Consider the following 17,582-nt stretch of genomic DNA (forward strand, 5'->3'; position numbering starts at 1 on the left):
CTATGACCTGAGGAGTGTAATAGCTCTTCGGGTCATTTTTTTTTTGACCTTTAGGGGTTCGAATCATTAGGGATTTTTGCATATAGGTGCAGGGGTCTACCTGTAGAAATGGAGGTTACCTATATGCAGATTACTAAAATTACAGATAAACAGGATCACCTATTAAATCCAAAAAGGAAATATCTAAGTGCCGAGGCTCTTCAAAGAGAATTTGATTATTATAGGGCGGAAAAGCTATTACATCAAATGCTTGATAAGGGTCTTATTTCAAAGGAAGAGTTCAACAAAATTATGCTATTAAACCGCGAAACTTTCTCACCTATGTTAGCACAGATAATGCCCGATATTCCTTGATATACTGGGCGTTCAGAGGTAATATGTGACCTACCAAAAAGGAGGTGAGACGATGAAAAAGATAACAAAAATAGATGGGAATAAGGGTACATCAATTATCAAGCCCAAATTACGAGTAGCTGCTTACTGTCGTGTTTCTACGGACAGTGATGAACAGTTAGTGAGCCTAGAAGCACAAAAATCCCATTATGAGACTTACATAAAGGCAAACCCAGAATGGGAGTATGTTGGCTTGTATTATGATCAGGGAATTAGTGGCACTAAAAAAGAAAACCGAACGGAACTTCTAAGAATGCTGTCAGATTGTGAAAACAAGAAGATTGACTTAATTATTACAAAGTCCATTAGTAGGTTTGCAAGAAACACTACGGATTGTTTGGAGATGGTTCGTAAACTGTTGGACCTTGGGATTTATATCTATTTCGAAAAAGAAAATATCAATACCCAATCAATGGAAAGTGAACTGATGCTTTCTATATTAAGCGGGCTTGCAGAAAGTGAGTCAATCTCCATTTCGGAAAATAACAAGTGGGCAATTCAAAGGAGATTTCAGAACGGAACTTTTAAGATTTCATACCCACCATATGGTTATGACAACATTGACGGTCAAATGGTGGTAAATCCTGAGCAAGCAGAAATTGTGAAGTATATTTTTGCAGAAGTATTATCAGGCAAGGGTACACAGAAAATAGCAGATGATCTTAATCAAAAGGGTATCCCTTCTAAAAGAGGTGGTCGTTGGACTGCTACAACAATTCGAGGAATTCTAAAAAATGAGAAATATACCGGGGATGTTATACTGCAAAAAACCTATACAGATTCCCGTTTTAATAAGCGCACCAATTATGGTGAGAAAAACAGATATTTAATAGAAAATCACCATGAGGCAATTATCAGCCATGAAGTGTTTGAAGCAGTAGAGGCTGCCTTAAATCAAAGGGCAAAAGAAAAGGGAATAGAAAAGCGTAATGATAAGTACCAAAACCGGTATTCTTTCTCCGGAAAAATTATTTGCTCGGAATGTGGTAGCACCTTTAAAAGACGAATTCATTCATCCGGCACAAGAAAATATGTAGCCTGGTGTTGTAGTAAACACTTAAAGCAGATAACAGAATGTTCCATGCAGTTTATTCGAGATGAGGATATAAAGACGGCCTTTGTTACTATGATTAACAAGCTGATTTTCGGAAGAAAACTTATTCTACAACCACTATTAGATGCTTTGCGTGGAATGAGCAACTCAGATAACCTTTCAAGAATTCAGGAATTAGAGAAGCAAATTGAAAAAAATGCAGAACAGAGAGAACTGCTTGTAAAGCTTATGGCAAAGGGTTATCTAGAACCTGCCCTTTTTAACAGAGAAAACAATGAACTGCAAATGGAAGCAGATAATTATATGGGGCAAAAAGAAGCTTTAATTCATGCTTTAAATGGAGAATTATCAAAGGTGCAGGAAGTCAGTAACTTAATAAAGTTTACAAATAAGGCTGAAATGATAGATACCTTTAGCGAGCAAATTTTCAATGATTATATTGAAAAAATTATCGTTTACTCAAGGGTAGAGATAGGTTTCGTTCTGAAATGTGGAATCACACTAAGGGAAAGGATGTGAGAAAAGTGGCACATACGCCTTATGGCTATAGGATAGAGAATGGAATAGCAGTTATTGATGAAGAAAAAGCTGAAAAGGTTAGGAATTTGTATAAGGGTTACTTATCAGGCCTTTCCTTATCGGTTGCGGCAAAGTCTGCTGGAATAGATGCTTATCATGGAACTGCTGGAAGGATGCTAAGAAATGAACGTTATCTTGGTGATGATTATTACCCTGCCATCATTGATAAAGAAACCTACGAAAAAGCAGAAGCAGAGAGGGTAAAGAGAGCAAAAAAGCTAGGTAGAATCTTTGAACCCAAGACAGAAGATAAACCTACTATTTCTAAGAATTTTACCATAGGACAAGTAATTCAGAAGCATACAAATCCTTTTACACAAGCGGAATATGTATACAGCTTAATAGAAAGTGAGGTGCAGCAAGATGGCAGCTAATAAAAATGTAATGATTATACCTGCAATAAAACGTGTAGGCAACAATCGAAAAGAAGATGAAACACCAAAACTTCGGGTCGCTGCTTATTGCCGAGTTTCTACAGATAGTGATGAGCAGGCTAGTAGTTACGAAGTGCAGATTGAACACTATACAGAGTTTATTAAGAAGAATTCAGAGTGGGAATTTGCAGGGATCTTTGCTGATGATGGTATCAGCGGCACAAATACAAAAAATCGCGACGAATTTAATCGAATGATTGATGAGTGTATGGCTGGGAAAATTGATATGGTTATTACCAAATCAATAAGCCGATTTGCTAGAAATACCTTGGACTGTCTACAATACATCAGGAAACTTAAAGATAAAAATGTAGCGGTATATTTTGAGAAAGAAAATATCAATACACTGGATGCCAAAGGTGAAATTATGCTTACCATTATGGCATCCTTAGCGCAACAAGAGAGCCAGTCATTAAGCCAGAATGTAAAGCTTGGCTATCAATACCGATACCAACAGGGAGAGGTAATGGTCAATTGTTCTAGGTTTTTAGGATATACCAAAGATGAAAATAAGCGATTAGTAATTGTACCGGAGGAAGCTGAAATAGTCAAAAGGATTTACCGAGAGTATCTTGAAGGCTCAAGTATGGATAAAATCAAAAAAGGACTTGAAGCTGATGGCATACTTACAGGTGCGGGGAAAAAAAGGTGGCATACCAGTACTATAAGGAAAATATTAAGCAATGAAAAATACATTGGTGATGCACTGCTCCAAAAAACTTATACGGTAGATTTTCTTACAAAAAAGAGGGTTGTGAATAACGGAATCGTACCTCAGTATTATGTAGAGAATAACCATGAAGCCATTATCCCGCGTGAAATTTTCATGCAGGTACAAGAAGAGTTAGTTCGTAGAAGTAGAGGACATATAAGTACTAGTGGAAAGAAAAGAAACTTTAGTTCAAATCATGTATTTTCGCAAATTATCTTCTGTGGTGAGTGTGGCGAAATATACCGTAGAGTTCATTGGAATAACCGAGGTAAAAAATCGATTGTTTGGAGATGCGTCAGTAGACTTGAGAATACAGGGTTAACTTGTCATTCCCGAACCGTGCTGGAGGATATGATAGGTATTGCTACGGTAGAGGCAATTAATAAACTAATAGGGCAAAAGGATGGCTTTTTAACTATCTTAAAGGAAAATATAGAAACAGTGATAAGTGAAACGGGCAATAATGTTGTTTCCGAGATAGATAAAAAGCTAGAGGAATTACAAAAAGACCTTTTGAGACTGGCCAATTCCAAAGAGGATTATAACGATATAGCCGATGAGATTTACAGGCTCAGAGAGGAAAGACATAAGGCTTTAGCAGAAGAAGCTGGCAAAAAAGGCTCCAAGCAAAGACTAGAAGATATGGAAAAGTTCCTAAATGAACAATCCACCCTCCTTGAGGAGTATGATGAGCAACTAGTAAGGAGACTTATAGAGAAAATAACGGTTTATGATGATAAACTAACTATTGAATTTAAATCTGGTGTAGAAGTAGATGTATAAACATAGCCTTCATAAATGACCACCATTCAGGAGATATATTCTCTTGATTGGTGGTTTTCTTTTTATTGACTGGAATTGGTAAAAGGCATATAATCTTATTAACAATGTTGTTGATATTGTTATTGATAAGGAGATGACAACATGAGTGATGTTAATGAGCTACTAGAAGAAGCTATTAAGGAAACTGAAAACTTGAATGAAGGTGAAGTCTTTCTTGTTAAAGACCTGTTCAAGGGTTATGTATGGAATAGAATACCCAGAAAGGATCGACTTCTGCTTGGGACTTTATTTTTAAACTACGTAAATAAAATGGAAGGTAATATAAAAGCAGTTGAAAAGACCTCATCTAACCAGCAGAGGTACGAAAAGGTTTGTAAATAATTTAACTATTCATGAGGGGGGGGATCGTTTTGTCATTAATATGTAGGCTGTTTGGTCACAAGTGGAAAGATGGAGTTTGTAATCGCTGTAATAAGAAGAAAGCTGAGTATGATGATAAAGTTCAAGCAGCAATAAGCGGGAATAAAGAAATCTTGCAGACAGGTAGGACTTCTGTAGATCAATTAGAGCATGATTTGAAAAAAGCTATAGCCGATGAGAAAAAAAGTATAAATCCAAAGTTCCACAGAACAGAAAAGGAAGAAGAGTTGTCATTTAATTTCTCACAAAAATGGGCATCGGCAATCCAGAAATATGAGGATGCCATATATTCTGAGACAGCTAAAGTAGGTACGCTGGATTCTATAGATAAGAATATTGAGCAATGTCATAAAGCTATAGATGCTTTCGAAGCTTTTAGGAATTACTGTTATAAAAAGAGTAAAGGCGGTCAAATCTATTTTGATGATATGTGGGAACACTGTCACAATTCTAAAGATCCTTGTTTTAGTTACATTCAAAGCACTAAGGATTACCTTATAGAGCTTACAGAAAATTATGATACATACAAAATTCGTTTTGAGAAAGAGAGTCGGCTTGATACGATTTTATTAGATATTATTAGTAACGATAATGGTATTTCTCAACGGAAACTTTACCCGTTAATTCCCGAGGTACCACAAGCCACTATACGTAAGGCGGTAGATGGGCTTGCTAAAGATGGAAAGATTATTAAAGAAAAGAAAGGCAGTAGTTATACTTTAAGACTTGCTGAGGGTGAGAAAAATTGAAGAATAGAATCAGCAATTCACATATAGAAGCACTAAGGAAGCAGTTCAAGAAATATTTAAATGATAACTATAAACATCTGAAAGATAAAAGTGTAATTTACAGTGATTCCTTTTATCCTTATCGCCATGACATTGGCATGGATTTTTGGGATATATTTATTGACGATAATTCTTTAAGAAAAGCACGTGAACTATTAGAAATTAAGTTCAGCAATGAGAAATCCCACAAGAACCCTAGAATGAATTCTTATGGCTATATGCGTACATTCAAAATATTTAAGGAATTTATCGATAATACCTATGGAAGTGTGGATGGCTACATAGAATTTGCTAAGACAAATCAGCCTCCCAAGATTGAAAAAATGGTTATTGAAAAAGTTCCTAGAACCAAAAAATCAAAAGACGCAAGACCTGATGTATTGCGGCCAAGTTGTGAGGAAGTGGATAGGTATTTATTAGCTTGGGAGCAATTAGAAAACTACGCATTACAGGAAAGTGCTTTAAACAAACTCTTTTACCAGACTTACCCTGACAATAAAGATATAGATGATGTTCTTGTAAAAGTATCGGTCTTAAATGACTTTTACAGTACAAATATATTCTCACCATTTAAAGTAGCAAAGCACATCATCGATTTAGATATTGATGAAAGACTGGCGGCGGGTGATGTTACTTTAGTAAATGAAATAGCAAGAGTCGATATGGATAACGGTACGGTAAAAAATTTTTATTCCTTTGCAACAAAATATTGTAGCCATCATAAACCCCTGAACTTCCCTATCTATGACAGTTATGTAGATAGGCTTCTTCGTTATTTTCGGGATGTTGATGGATTTTATAGTTTTAGTAATCACGACCTAAAGGACTATGTTAAATTCAAAAAAATATTGCTGGAATTCAGTAAGTTTTATAATCTTGAATCCTATAACCTAAAAGACATAGACAAATACCTATGGCAGCTTGGAAAAGAAAAGTTTCCGAAGAAGTATTAAGTAGTTACGGAGGAGGTGTTCCAATTGCAGATACAAAAAGTAAGAATTATTTCAAATAATATATGCTTCGGTCCAGAACCACTTCCTGATGACGAAGTAGAACAGCATTTGACCATATCTGCTAATGGTGGCATATGGTTTACAGGATATAAATATGGAAATGGTTTTGGTCGGTTCGAGATTTCTAGAAAGCAACAGTTTAATATAGGGAAATCCGCAGTAAAGAAAATATTGGAGCTTTTCTCCCAGTATCTAGATAGTGATCAATTGACTTGCTATGCTACCGATATAGGAACTTGGGAAATGACCATTACAGATACCAAAGGTGAGGTACATACTTTCAAAGGTTCACTTTGCGGTGGAGTGACTGTTGGAGATATTGATATAACAAGATTTTTAAGGAGATACTTGCCGATTAACCAATTATTTATATTTGATGGATGCGAATAGGAGGAAATATAAAATGAGCTTAAATCTTAAAGAGTTTCAAAAAGAATTGGCACATCAAAAAGTATATGACACATGGCAATATATTGATAGTTTAAGAGAGATGCTCTCTTATATGGAACTGTCATACCAACTGTTAGTAAATGTTCATAAAAACAGAGTGGATTCGTTAAAAACACAACAGTCAAAGATTTTACAACAGGCAATTGAAACCGGTTCGGCATCAGTAAAGGAAAGTGACTTGCATTGTACAGATCTAAAAATTGCAGGTTTAACTATTGATGATGGTATATTTTTAAGGAAAACCATAGTAGAGTTTTTTCACTATGCTAGAATGAGTATGGACATCATGTTTCAAATTATTAATGCTGCTTTGTTTGGCGATGAATCCTTTGATATTACGGATAGGCGGTTAATAGGAAAAGTAAACAGAAAGCTAGGCACTGTTGCATCATTTTCAAAGTTAAAGGTATTATTGGATGCGAATAAAATTAATCCAACATTTTTATATTTGCAAGCTTTTGATAACTACATTAAGCATATAAAGACAATTCTTGTTACGATTAAGACCAGCTTTCTTTTAGGTTCTAAAGATGAGTTCTTTATTAAAGATTTCGTATATGATGGTACACTTTATCCGATGGTGAATGCTTTGGATAAGGTTAAAGAAGTAAATGATTATGTTCAACAAACTGCAGAAGCTATTCTTACTGAGGTTAAGAATCAGTTGCCAAATTGTCTAAATAATAGTCAAAGAATTCAAAACATTACTTTCAAGCAGGTTATTAAAGAAAATGCTCAATCTCATGCTGTTGAATATATATCATTTTTTATTGATGTTCAGAATGACATAAATGAGCTACCTAATGAAATAAAAGTATTACCGTTGTTAGTAAAACCAAATGATGAGATATATAGTTTTGATTTTAGAATTAAAAAGATTTTTATAAGGAAAAAAGGCAGCGAAGAAGATGGCATAGTGGGGTATGCAGAGCTAAAAAATGGATTAGAGACAAATGAGTTTTATAGAGTTTTTGAAGTTCATCCATGTGGTATTGAAGAATATCATAGGTATATTTTAAACTTCGCAAATGAATATCCCCGAGTGACATTAAATTATTATGCTATGGAAGGTACTATTATTATTTGCAAAGATTAGGTCGAAATGTTCCCGCCTACCGATAGTGCAAAAAGAGCCTTTGACGTGTTTCCGACTACCGACAATGTAAAAGACATCAATCCACCTCGCTCGTTGCATGTAGAGAACGTGGTTTTAATATCAAGAAAAGAAAAATAATATAGCTTTGAAAATAGGTAAAATAAAAGGTTTCCATCAGTAAAATTTTCTTGTTATATATATTAACAGAAAATTTATAATGGAAACTTTTATTTTTCTAAAATTATGGTTTATAATAGTTTATTGTTAATATAAATTTGCTTTAAAGGAGAGATATAATGGAAAGTTTAAATACTGATTTAGGAAAAGAAAGTATTGGAAAATTAATATTTAAATTGTCAACTCCTGCCATTATTGCTCAACTAGTAAATGTATTGTATAACATAGTTGATAGAATATTTATAGGTAGAATGACTAATGGGGATATTGCTATGGCAGGAGTAGGTGTAGCTTTCCCAATTATTTTAATAGTTTCTGCATTTAGCGCTTTAGTTGGTATGGGTGGTGCACCTTTAGCGGCTATAAAAATGGGAGAAAAAGATAATGAAGGTGCAGAAAAAATACTTAGTAATAGTTTTATGTTATTAATTATATTATCAATTATTTTGACTGTTGGATTTAGTATTTTTAAGGAACCGATATTATGGACATTTGGAGCAAGTAATGCCACAATAGGGTATGCGGTAGACTATATAACTATATATTTACTTGGAACAATATTTGTACAAATATCATTAGGAATGAATCAATATATTAATACTCAAGGATTTGCTAAGATAGGTATGCTTACAGTTGTGATTGGAGCTGTAATAAATGTTATACTTGATCCAATATTAATTTTTGGGTTTAATTTAGGTGTAAAAGGAGCAGCACTTGCTACAGTTACAGCGCAAGGGGTTTCTGCAATATGGGTATTAAAGTTTTTATTGGGTAAGAAAAGCATATTAAAGATACGTAAGAAATTTTTAAAGTTAGATAAAAAAATAATTTTTAATATAGTATCTTTAGGAGTATCGCCATTTATTATGCAATCTACTGAAAGTATAGTGTTGATATCATTAAATAGCCAATTGGCTAAGTACGGTGGAGATTTAGCTATAGGTGCAATGACAATAATGAGTAGTATAATGCAAATAGTGTTGCAACCTACAATGGGGTTAACACAAGGTGCTCAACCTATAATAAGTTATAATTATGGAGCTAAACAAATGGATAGAGTTAAAAAGACATTTAAAATATGTTTAGCAATATGTTTTTTATATACCACAATAATGTGGGCATCACTTATGATAATGCCGCAGGTTTTTGTTAGTATATTTAATAATGATTCAGCGCTTATGGAAATAACTAAATGGAGTATAAGAATATATTTTGCCGGGATATTTATATTTGGTATTCAAATAGCGTGTCAACAAACATTTTTAGCATTAGGACAAGCTAAAGTATCTTTAGTATTAGCATTACTAAGGAAAGTATTATTACTAATACCTTTAATATTTATATTACCGTTATTTATGAAAAATCAATTATTTGCAGTATTTTTATCAGAACCTGTTGCAGATGTAATTGCAGCATTAACTACTATGATATGTTTTATAGTATTTTATAAGAAGAATCTATCATCTATTGATATGATTAAATCTCAAAGTAATAAATAATTTGAATATATGTAAGTGTCAAAGTATATAGTAAGTAACAGCTAGTATAAAACTTGATTTCTGAGTAAATTGATGGTATAGTAACTGTGAAAATAGGGGAGCTCACAAATTAGTGGGCTGAGAGTAGGCTGAAGGCCTTGACCCTTAACCTGATTTGGATAATGCCAACGTAGGAATATATTATGACGTACTTTTATGCGGATATACTAACCTTGGTATATCCGCTTTTTTGTATATATTCTAAAAAATCGGAGGGGAATATTATGCTAGGAACTTGTATTGAAAATGTAAGAAGTATGATGCCATTGGTGCATAATATAACTAACTATGTAACAGTAAATGATGTGGCAAATGTATTGTTAGCTTGTGGTGGGAGTCCTATTATGTCTGATGAACCTGAGGAGGTGGAAGATATTACATCTATCTGTGGTGGTTTGAATATTAATATAGGTACTTTGAACAAGAGAAGCATCGAGGCTATGTTTGTGGCTGGTAGGAAAGCAAATGAATTAAATCATAGGCTTTTGTTAGATCCTGTTGGAGCAGGAGCCAGTGCTCTTAGAACCAATACTGCAATTAATTTAGTAGAGCAGTTAAGATTTGATGTTATTCGAGGGAATATTTCTGAGATTAAAACATTAGCATTTGGTAGTGGAAGTACAAGGGGGGTAGATGCTGATATAGCAGATGCAATAACAGAAGAAAACCTTGATGCTGGAGTTGAATTTATAAAGGATTTTGCGAAAAAATCGAGCAGTGTCATTGCTATTACTGGTGCTATTGATTTAGTTAGTGATGGAGATAAGTGTTATGTTATTCGTAACGGAAGACCAGAAATGGGTAAGATTACAGGAACCGGATGTCAGTTATCTGCGATGATTACAGCATTTATTGTAGCCAATCCTGAAAATAAGTGTGAAGCAGTAGCAGCAGCAGTGTGTACTATGGGGGTTGCTGGTGAGGTTGCATGGTCAAGGATGCAAGAAGGTGATGGTAATGCCACTTATCGTAATCGTATAATAGATGCAATTTATAGTATTGATAAAGATATATTAGACAAAGGCGCAAACTATGAAATTCGATAAAAATGAAAAGGGGGGAATTTATTATGAAACCGGTATTAACAATTGCAGGGAGTGACTCTAGTGGAGGTGCTGGTATCCAAGCTGATATTAAGACAATGATTACAAATGGTGTATATGCTATGAGCGCAATAACAGCGTTAACTGCTCAGAATACCACTGGAGTAACATCAGTTATGGAAGTAACACCAGAATTTTTAGAAGATCAAATTGATAATATTTTTACTGATATCTATCCAGAGGCTATAAAAATTGGTATGGTATCTTCTACTACATTGATTGAGACAATTGCTAATAAATTAAAGGAGTATGAAGCTAAAAATATTGTTGTAGATCCAGTTATGGTGGCAACTAGTGGATCAAAACTCATAAGTGATGATGCTATAGAGTCACTAAAAAAAGAATTATTTCCGATTGCATCTATTCTAACACCGAATATTCCAGAGGCGGAAGTTATTTGTGGTAAAAAGATAGAAACGGAAACAGATATGGTTGAGGCTGCTAAGATTATTAGTGAAACATATAATTGTGCTGTGCTTTGTAAAGGTGGACATCAATTAAATGATGCTAATGATTTGTTATATCATAATGGCAATTATAAGTGGTTTTATGGAAAGCGTATAGATAATCCCAATACTCATGGAACAGGATGTACATTATCCAGTGCTATTACATCAAATCTTGCAAAGGGATATGACTTAAATACATCTGTAGCCAAAGCAAAGGATTATATTTCTGATGCTTTAGCAGCAATGCTTGATTTAGGAAAGGGCAGTGGTCCAATAAATCACGGCTTTTCTATAATAGGAAAGTATGCAGAATAATGTAGTGAAAATAGGGCACAGGTTAGAAGGCACAGGGCACAAGTAAGGTGAAAATTCCTCTTTGAGAGGAATTTTACTATACCTATGCCTTGTGCCCTGATACTTGTGCCCTGTATGTGCCTTTTATTTGCTCTATTTTGCTGAAAAAGCTGCCACACTCATTTGTGCGACAGCCCCTTTATTACTGATGCATTAAAATAATTATTTAGCTCATTAAGAAATCAAGTACATTCCAACCATCACTGGATGTAGCTTTATATAATTCAGTAAAGCCACATTGAGCACAACTTATTGTTATAAATTTCTTATTTTGAACATCAAATATCTTTGCAAAGTTACCTCCTGTAGCTTGGAATTGATCATGTTCGTAGTGAGTACATCCGCATTTTGGACATACGTATTGTTGTTTTTCCATAAACAAACCTCCATATATTTATTTTAATATAATTGTCCACTTCCTTCTTCCATTTCTAAAGCTTTTATTCTTTTTGTCATGATAGGATGGCTAGAAGATAAATTATAACACCATACAAAAAAGCCTTTTACTTCATTTGCGTGTTTTAGATAATCTTCTATATCAACATCTTTGTATAAGTGTTTTCCAGCCATAAGTGAGAGCATTGCTTCTATACCACTATTACCAGTAACTTTTTGTGCTAATCTATCACAACTATATTCTCTTGCCCTAGAAGCTGTGGATCCTAAAATAGGAATAACACTAGAGTAGAGAATAGAAATATGATATAGAAAAGTAGCATGTTTTAATTTTATATGAGATAGCTCATGAGCTATAACAAAAGAAATGGAATCTAAATCGTGATGTTCCCTGTAAGCTATTTCAAAAAGATCCGCATTAATTTGTATATATTGTTTTCTAATTATGAAAGCAGAAAAGGCATTTAATACTCCATTCTCTTGCACAATATATGCTTCAGGTACTTTTCTTAATCCTAAAATCTTTGAATACTTTACTATTCGTTCATATACGTCGGGAAAGTTCCTTTCAGTTATTCTTATTGCTCTACTTCGTACTCCTGCATACATAAAATTAACTGAAAATGGGAGAATTAAAAAAAGCAATAATCCATAGCACAACACTTTAACATCAGTAGGAATATTCTCAATATCGCTTTCTGCAGTATCAGGATTATTATATGTTTCAACTATGGATTCCTTAATATTTTTATAGTTTTCTTTAAAATTATAAGCAAATACGGATATTACGGAACCAATAATCAGTATGTTTATTATCACGAGAGCTATATACCAACGCTTTTCAGATTTATGCCTATATTGTTTTATTTTTTTCACATCTATTATTTCGTTGAAATCCGTATAGTTATCCAATTTATCATCTCCAAATATTTCAATTTGATATAATTATATCAAATGAATTTGTTATAATAAAGATAATAAATTGTAAATAGGTGAGAGAATGAGATTTAATAGACTATTTGAAATTATATATATATTAATTAATAAAGGAACTGTAACAGCAAGTGAATTAGCAGATAAGTTTGAAGTGTCAAAAAGGACAATTTATAGAGATATAGATTTACTATCTTCTTCTGGAATTCCAATATATACGACTAAGGGTAAGGGTGGAGGAATAGGAATTTTAGATAATTTTGTTTTAAATAAGTCAATGCTTTCTGAAAATGAACAAAACGAGATAATAACTGCATTACAAGGGTTAAGCGCAATAAATTATACTAATGTAGATGACGTACTTTCTAAAGTGAGTAATTTCTTCGGTAAGAATAATGAAAAATGGATAGATGTAGATTTTTCTGATTGGAGTGAAAGACAAAAAGAAAAGTTCAATATTATAAAGGATAGCATTATTAAAAAGAAGGTTATAGAAATAGAATATTATAGTAGTTATGGTGAAAAAACTAATAGATGTGTTGAACCATTACAATTAATGTTTAAGGGAAAATCCTGGTATATAGTAGGATTTTGTAGGGCAAGAGAAGCTATAAGAATTTTTAAGATTAATAGAATAAGAAGTGTAAAGAATATAGGTGAGCATTTTGCAAGAAGTTTTGAAGAAGAGTGTTATCAAGATGTTTCTAATGATAGTGATATTAAATTTATAAATATAAAGTTAAAAGTAGATAAATCTCAAGGATATAGAGTGTATGATGAATTTTCAGAAGATGAAATTTCTAAAGATATAGATGGCTCATTTATTGTAAATACAACTTATCCTGTAGGGTCATGGATATATAGTTATATTCTTTCATATTCCTCTTATGTTGAAGTTTTAGAACCACAATATTTAAGAGATGAAATAGAGAAAATATTAAGGAAAACTTTAAAAAAATATTTATAATATGACAAACATAGGTCAGTTTATCATTGATATTATAAATTTATAAAAATTAATTATTTATGGAGGGATATCAATGGAAAATATGAATTATTGTCAAAGTTGTGCTATGCCGATGGGAGAAGGAGAAAAATTATTTGGTACTAATTTAGATGGAAGTAAGAATGAAGATTATTGCAAATATTGTTTTAAAGATGGAGAATTTATAGCAGATATATCTATGGATGAAATGATAGAGGGCTGTATTCCTCATGTTGTAAATGCAAATAGTACCATGACAGAGGAATCTGCTAGAGCAATGATGAAGGAAGTATTTCCAAAGTTAAAAAGATGGAGTAAGTAAGAATATTAAGAGCTTTGCAATTAATTTTATATGCAAAGCTCTTAATATTTTATTTTTATTACCTATAACTTGTTAATGTAAGAAAAAGGAGATATACTATAACAAATATACATATATTTGAAGTTTGGGGATGAAATTTATGATTATAAAAACGATAATAGAAAACACAGCAATTTCTGATAAGTTTCAAAATGAGCATGGGTTAAGCTTGTATATAGAAACTAATAAACATAAAATATTATTTGACTTAGGAAAGACAGATTTATTTCTTGAAAATGCAAAAAAACTAAATGTAAATATTGAGGATATTGATTTAGTTATTATTTCTCATGGCCATTATGATCATGGTGGAGGATTAAAAAAGTTCTTAGAGGTGAATACTAGAGCAAATATTTATATTAATAAACATGGATTTGAAGAGCATTATTCAAAACGACCTACAGATATTATTGAAGAGATAGGTTTAGATAAAGGAATAAAAAATAATAGTAGAATTATTTTTGTAGATAAATATTTAAGACTTGATGAAGAGTTAGAAATTTTCTCTGGTGTAAAAAATAATAACTTATTATCAAAATCTAATAATGTATTACTTATGAAAGAAGAAGGAAAATTTATAAAAGATAATTTTAATCATGAACAAAGTTTAATTATAAAAGATAACGATAAATTAGTATTAATTGCTGGATGTTCCCATAGAGGAATATCGAATATAATAGATAAGTTTATTGATATAAAAGGGGAAGAACCAAGGTATGTATTAGGAGGATTTCACCTTTCGAGTCCTAGCTATAAGAAAAGTGAAGATCCTTCTTTAATTAATGAGATAGGACGTTATTTAAAAAGTAAAGATACTTTTTACTATACATGCCATTGTACAGGACTAGTTCCTTATAATCAGTTAAAGGATATATTAAAAGAAAGATTACAGTATTTATCTACAGGTACCTGTATTAAAATATAGTAATTAGTATAATGGGACATTAAGAAGTTTTGATAGCTCCATTATATTTTTTGCTATGTATGTAGCTTCAGCGTTAGTAAGCTCTTCATAATCTCCATAACCATATAAAACACCAATGGAGTCTATTCCTAATTCTTTTGCAGCAACGATGTCATATTTTCTATCACCAATCATTATTGTATCTGACAGAGAAGTTATGTTATTAGAGGATAAAGCATATTTAATAATATCTATTTTTTTAGATATATTTCCGTCTAAAGTACTACCACTTACAAAATCAAAGTATTTATATATATTAAAGTATTTTAATATTTTTTCTGCATATATTGTAGGTTTTGATGTTGCTAAAATGACAGTTTTGTTATTATCTTTTAGTGATTTTAACAACAAATCCATATTTGTGTATAGAGAATTTTCAAAGATACCTTTATCGGAGAAGTATTCTCTATATTTTTTTATTGCTAAATCTGTTTCAGTGACATTAAAGTTATAATACTCCTTAAAAGATTCTTGAAGAGGAGGTCCAATAAATTTATATAAATCTTTATTATTAGAAATTTCTATACCAAAAGATTTTAATGCATATTTGACGGAATTAGTTATTCCTATCATAGGATCAGTGATAGTACCATCTAAATCAAAAAAAATAATTTTTTTATTCATAGAATTCCTCCTTATATTAAATTATAAGATCTTAATATAAATATCCAAAATGTTAATGTTATAGAGCTTAGAAGAGTAGTTAAGACTACGATACTAGAAGTCAAAACACCATCATTATTCATATTCTTAGCCATTATATAACAGCTAGCCGTTGTAGGAGAAGCAAGCATAATTACAAGAGCTATTAGCTTTGCATCTGTAAAGCCCATTAATATAGCGATAGGTAAAAAAATAGCAGGTTGAAGTATAAGCTTTATTGCTGATGCAATGATTGTTGGCTTCAACTTTTTTAAGGCTTTTTTTCCTTCAAAGCCTGCACCAATAGCTATAAGAGCTAATGGGGATGCCATAACAGCAAGGTTATTTATAGTTTTATCAATTATTATTGGGAATTTTATATCTATTAAGGACACAATAAGTCCTGCTATAATAGCAAGAATAATTGGATTCTTAGCAATGTTTATTAAAGAATCTTTAATTTTATCTATAATATTTTCTGTAGATGAAGTAGAACCCTCTAAAGTAAGAACTATAACAGAATATATATTATATAAAGGTACCGTACCTATAATCATCAATGGAGCCATGCCAGAGGTTCCACATATATTTTGAATAAAAGCTATTCCTAAAATAGCAGCACTGCTTCTAAAAGAGGCTTGTACAAAAGCACCTACCATAGATTTATCTTTCATTAATATTTTAGTTAAAATCCATATTGAAAAAAAGCAGATAGTAGTTACAATGGCACAAAATAAAACATATTTCAAATCCCATGATTCCCGTATATTAGTTGTAGAAATATCATGGAATAAAAGAGCAGGTAATGTTATTGTAAAGTTAAATTTATTTGATACCTTAACAAATTCATCATTTAGAATTCCAATCTGTTTAAGTATATATCCTAGAACCATAAGTAAGAATATAGGAATTGTAGCATTTATACTATAAAAAAAACTATTCATTTTTACCTCCATATTGTTAAATAAATTAGATTTTTATATTATAGCATATAAAGAAAAAATAGGAAAAAATCATATATAGATTTAATATATCAAGAGAATGTTAAATAGAACGATAGATAAATTATAAGTACAAATGAGAAAGAGTAACTAATGATTACTAAGTTAACTTTTATTTTGGGGGCAATATTATGAAATACTATTTTGAAGAAAAACTAATGGTTTTTAAGCTTGAGGGGAAGGTTCATAAAAAAATTCTTTTGTATAATGCAAATTTTCATAGTCATATTAAAGTAAAGCATCCTGAAATGACTTTAAAAAAAATAGAAGGTATATTAAAGGATCCAGACTATGTGTTTAGAATGTCAAATAATAATCCTGAGTGTTATTATGAAAAGATAATTGGGGATCATAATTATAGGGTTGTTGTTTCAAGACGCAAAAAACATGTTAAAGAGGTAGTAACGGCATACAAAGTTAGTAATGAAGAAGAATTTACTATAAAGCATACTCATTGTATATATGATAGAAATAATAAGTTACACTATACAAAAATCAATGAAACGTTAGAAAATGATAAGGATTATTTTTATGAATTATTTAATGTCGTAAAATAATTTATACTATATTTAACAAAGGATGAAGTTTATGAAAAATGTATATTTAATAAAAAGTTTAAGTAGTTGATTTTTAAGTTATTAATAAGAACTTTTAGATCAACTATTTCGTTGTTTATATAGTTAGATTAAATTTATTTAAACAAAATATGTAATAATTTTATAAAAAATAGTGTATACTAAAGGTAGATGGAATTTTCACATCAAATAAGGAAGCATAATTGCTTCCTTATAGGATACTTTTATTTAGTATAGGGACTTTTCAAAGATAGGTTTAGGGCATATAACTTTGAAAGGTCTTTATTTTTATTTGAGGACGTTTATTAGTACATATGCAACAACACATATTATACCAAATAAAAATATCAAAATACTTAAGAATCTCTCATTCTTTGGGCTA

Annotated in this window: 20 protein-coding genes and 1 riboswitch; of the genes, 16 read left to right on the forward strand and 4 right to left on the reverse strand. The window is 31.6% G+C overall.

Features of this window, described 5'->3' with window-relative positions; translation table 11 throughout:
- Positions 1-123: 123 nt before the first annotated feature.
- From CM240_RS03420 to thiD, 12 genes are all read left to right on the forward strand, one after another.
- Positions 124-354, forward strand: a complete 231-nt coding sequence (locus tag CM240_RS03420; protein WP_044036480.1) for an SHOCT domain-containing protein — start codon at positions 124-126, stop codon at positions 352-354.
- Between the two features lie 52 nt (positions 355-406).
- Positions 407-1,966 (forward strand): recombinase family protein, encoded by a 1,560-nt coding sequence (locus CM240_RS03425; RefSeq protein WP_044036482.1) that lies wholly within the window; start codon positions 407-409, stop codon positions 1,964-1,966.
- Between the two features lie 5 nt (positions 1,967-1,971).
- Positions 1,972-2,400 (forward strand): recombinase family protein, encoded by a 429-nt coding sequence (locus CM240_RS03430; protein ID WP_044036483.1) that lies wholly within the window; start codon positions 1,972-1,974, stop codon positions 2,398-2,400.
- Entirely contained in the window at positions 2,390-3,955 is a 1,566-nt protein-coding gene (locus tag CM240_RS03435; RefSeq protein ID WP_044036485.1) for a recombinase family protein, read from the forward strand. The genes CM240_RS03430 and CM240_RS03435 overlap by 11 nt, the downstream gene beginning before the upstream one ends.
- Before the next feature lie 141 nt (positions 3,956-4,096).
- Complete coding sequence (locus CM240_RS03440; RefSeq protein WP_044036487.1) at positions 4,097-4,336, forward strand: single-stranded DNA-binding protein; 240 nt, start codon at positions 4,097-4,099, stop codon at positions 4,334-4,336.
- Positions 4,337-4,365: 29 nt separating this feature from the next.
- A complete protein-coding gene (locus CM240_RS03445; protein ID WP_044036489.1) occupies positions 4,366-5,124 on the forward strand; it encodes a hypothetical protein in 759 nt (252 codons plus the stop codon).
- Positions 5,121-6,116 carry a hypothetical protein gene (locus tag CM240_RS17955; protein ID WP_242838489.1) on the forward strand — a complete coding sequence of 332 codons (996 nt, stop codon included), beginning with the start codon at positions 5,121-5,123 and terminating at the stop codon, positions 6,114-6,116. The genes CM240_RS03445 and CM240_RS17955 overlap by 4 nt, the downstream gene beginning before the upstream one ends.
- Positions 6,117-6,140: 24 nt before the next feature.
- Positions 6,141-6,566, forward strand: coding sequence for a hypothetical protein (locus CM240_RS03455; protein ID WP_044036491.1), 426 nt, complete (start codon positions 6,141-6,143; stop codon positions 6,564-6,566).
- 13 nt (positions 6,567-6,579) lie between these two features.
- Positions 6,580-7,722 (forward strand): hypothetical protein, encoded by a 1,143-nt coding sequence (locus CM240_RS03460; protein ID WP_044036492.1) that lies wholly within the window; start codon positions 6,580-6,582, stop codon positions 7,720-7,722.
- A gap of 296 nt (positions 7,723-8,018) precedes the next feature.
- A complete protein-coding gene (locus tag CM240_RS03465; protein ID WP_044036494.1) occupies positions 8,019-9,398 on the forward strand; it encodes an MATE family efflux transporter in 1,380 nt (459 codons plus the stop codon).
- Between the two features lie 84 nt (positions 9,399-9,482).
- A riboswitch (TPP riboswitch) is annotated at positions 9,483-9,592 on the forward strand.
- A 69-nt stretch (positions 9,593-9,661) separates the two neighbouring features.
- Complete coding sequence (gene thiM / locus CM240_RS03470) at positions 9,662-10,483, forward strand: hydroxyethylthiazole kinase (RefSeq protein ID WP_044036496.1); 822 nt, start codon at positions 9,662-9,664, stop codon at positions 10,481-10,483.
- A 23-nt stretch (positions 10,484-10,506) separates the two neighbouring features.
- On the forward strand, positions 10,507-11,304 hold the full coding sequence (gene thiD, locus CM240_RS03475) for a bifunctional hydroxymethylpyrimidine kinase/phosphomethylpyrimidine kinase (RefSeq protein ID WP_044036497.1): 798 nt from the start codon (positions 10,507-10,509) through the stop codon (positions 11,302-11,304).
- Between the two features lie 205 nt (positions 11,305-11,509).
- Here thiD and CM240_RS03480 read toward each other — a convergent pair whose 3' ends face one another.
- Together CM240_RS03480 and CM240_RS03485 are read right to left on the reverse strand one after the other, a co-directional pair.
- The gene (locus CM240_RS03480) at positions 11,510-11,719 is read right to left on the reverse strand and encodes a zinc ribbon domain-containing protein (RefSeq protein ID WP_044036499.1); all 210 of its coding nucleotides are present in this window, start codon (positions 11,717-11,719) and stop codon (positions 11,510-11,512) included.
- 23 nt (positions 11,720-11,742) lie between these two features.
- On the reverse strand, positions 11,743-12,651 hold the full coding sequence (locus tag CM240_RS03485; RefSeq protein WP_051483660.1) for a M48 family metallopeptidase: 909 nt from the start codon (positions 12,649-12,651) through the stop codon (positions 11,743-11,745).
- Positions 12,652-12,739: 88 nt separating this feature from the next.
- Between CM240_RS03485 and CM240_RS03490 the strand changes: the two genes are divergently transcribed.
- The 3 genes from CM240_RS03490 to CM240_RS03500 all read left to right on the forward strand — a co-directional run bounded on the left by CM240_RS03490 (position 12,740) and on the right by CM240_RS03500 (position 14,943).
- Positions 12,740-13,639, forward strand: coding sequence for a helix-turn-helix transcriptional regulator (locus CM240_RS03490; RefSeq protein ID WP_044036501.1), 900 nt, complete (start codon positions 12,740-12,742; stop codon positions 13,637-13,639).
- 73 nt (positions 13,640-13,712) lie between these two features.
- Complete coding sequence (locus CM240_RS03495) at positions 13,713-13,979, forward strand: zinc ribbon domain-containing protein (protein WP_044036503.1); 267 nt, start codon at positions 13,713-13,715, stop codon at positions 13,977-13,979.
- 139 nt (positions 13,980-14,118) lie between these two features.
- On the forward strand, positions 14,119-14,943 hold the full coding sequence (locus CM240_RS03500; RefSeq protein WP_044036505.1) for an MBL fold metallo-hydrolase: 825 nt from the start codon (positions 14,119-14,121) through the stop codon (positions 14,941-14,943).
- A 3-nt stretch (positions 14,944-14,946) separates the two neighbouring features.
- Here CM240_RS03500 and CM240_RS03505 read toward each other — a convergent pair whose 3' ends face one another.
- Entirely contained in the window at positions 14,947-15,606 is a 660-nt protein-coding gene (locus CM240_RS03505) for an HAD-IA family hydrolase (RefSeq protein WP_044036507.1), read from the reverse strand.
- 11 nt (positions 15,607-15,617) lie between these two features.
- Positions 15,618-16,568 carry an AEC family transporter gene (locus CM240_RS03510; protein ID WP_044036508.1) on the reverse strand — a complete coding sequence of 317 codons (951 nt, stop codon included), beginning with the start codon at positions 16,566-16,568 and terminating at the stop codon, positions 15,618-15,620.
- Positions 16,569-16,756: 188 nt separating this feature from the next.
- Between CM240_RS03510 and CM240_RS03515 the strand changes: the two genes are divergently transcribed.
- Positions 16,757-17,182, forward strand: a complete 426-nt coding sequence (locus CM240_RS03515) for a hypothetical protein (protein WP_051483661.1) — start codon at positions 16,757-16,759, stop codon at positions 17,180-17,182.
- The last annotated feature ends 400 nt before the right edge of the window (positions 17,183-17,582 follow it).

Origin of the sequence: Clostridium bornimense (assembly GCF_000577895.1) — a bacterium.
Lineage (GTDB): Bacteria > Bacillota > Clostridia > Clostridiales > Clostridiaceae > Clostridium_AN > Clostridium_AN bornimense.

What these genes read in the sequence shown, in the direction of transcription:
- CM240_RS03420 (WP_044036480.1), top strand. Translation starts at nt 124, where the DNA reads ATGCAGATTACTAAAATTACAGATAAACAGGATCACCTATTAAATCCA.
- CM240_RS03425 (WP_044036482.1), top strand. Translation starts at nt 407, where the DNA reads ATGAAAAAGATAACAAAAATAGATGGGAATAAGGGTACATCAATTATC.
- CM240_RS03435 (WP_044036485.1), top strand. Translation starts at nt 2,390, where the DNA reads ATGGCAGCTAATAAAAATGTAATGATTATACCTGCAATAAAACGTGTA.
- CM240_RS03440 (WP_044036487.1), top strand. Translation starts at nt 4,097, where the DNA reads ATGAGTGATGTTAATGAGCTACTAGAAGAAGCTATTAAGGAAACTGAA.
- CM240_RS03460 (WP_044036492.1), top strand. Translation starts at nt 6,580, where the DNA reads ATGAGCTTAAATCTTAAAGAGTTTCAAAAAGAATTGGCACATCAAAAA.
- CM240_RS03465 (WP_044036494.1), top strand. Translation starts at nt 8,019, where the DNA reads ATGGAAAGTTTAAATACTGATTTAGGAAAAGAAAGTATTGGAAAATTA.
- thiM (WP_044036496.1), top strand. Translation starts at nt 9,662, where the DNA reads ATGCTAGGAACTTGTATTGAAAATGTAAGAAGTATGATGCCATTGGTG.
- thiD (WP_044036497.1), top strand. Translation starts at nt 10,507, where the DNA reads ATGAAACCGGTATTAACAATTGCAGGGAGTGACTCTAGTGGAGGTGCT.
- CM240_RS03480 (WP_044036499.1), bottom strand. Translation starts at nt 11,719, where the DNA reads ATGGAAAAACAACAATACGTATGTCCAAAATGCGGATGTACTCACTAC.
- CM240_RS03490 (WP_044036501.1), top strand. Translation starts at nt 12,740, where the DNA reads ATGAGATTTAATAGACTATTTGAAATTATATATATATTAATTAATAAA.
- CM240_RS03495 (WP_044036503.1), top strand. Translation starts at nt 13,713, where the DNA reads ATGGAAAATATGAATTATTGTCAAAGTTGTGCTATGCCGATGGGAGAA.
- CM240_RS03500 (WP_044036505.1), top strand. Translation starts at nt 14,119, where the DNA reads ATGATTATAAAAACGATAATAGAAAACACAGCAATTTCTGATAAGTTT.
- CM240_RS03505 (WP_044036507.1), bottom strand. Translation starts at nt 15,606, where the DNA reads ATGAATAAAAAAATTATTTTTTTTGATTTAGATGGTACTATCACTGAT.
- CM240_RS03510 (WP_044036508.1), bottom strand. Translation starts at nt 16,568, where the DNA reads ATGAATAGTTTTTTTTATAGTATAAATGCTACAATTCCTATATTCTTA.
- CM240_RS03515 (WP_051483661.1), top strand. Translation starts at nt 16,757, where the DNA reads ATGAAATACTATTTTGAAGAAAAACTAATGGTTTTTAAGCTTGAGGGG.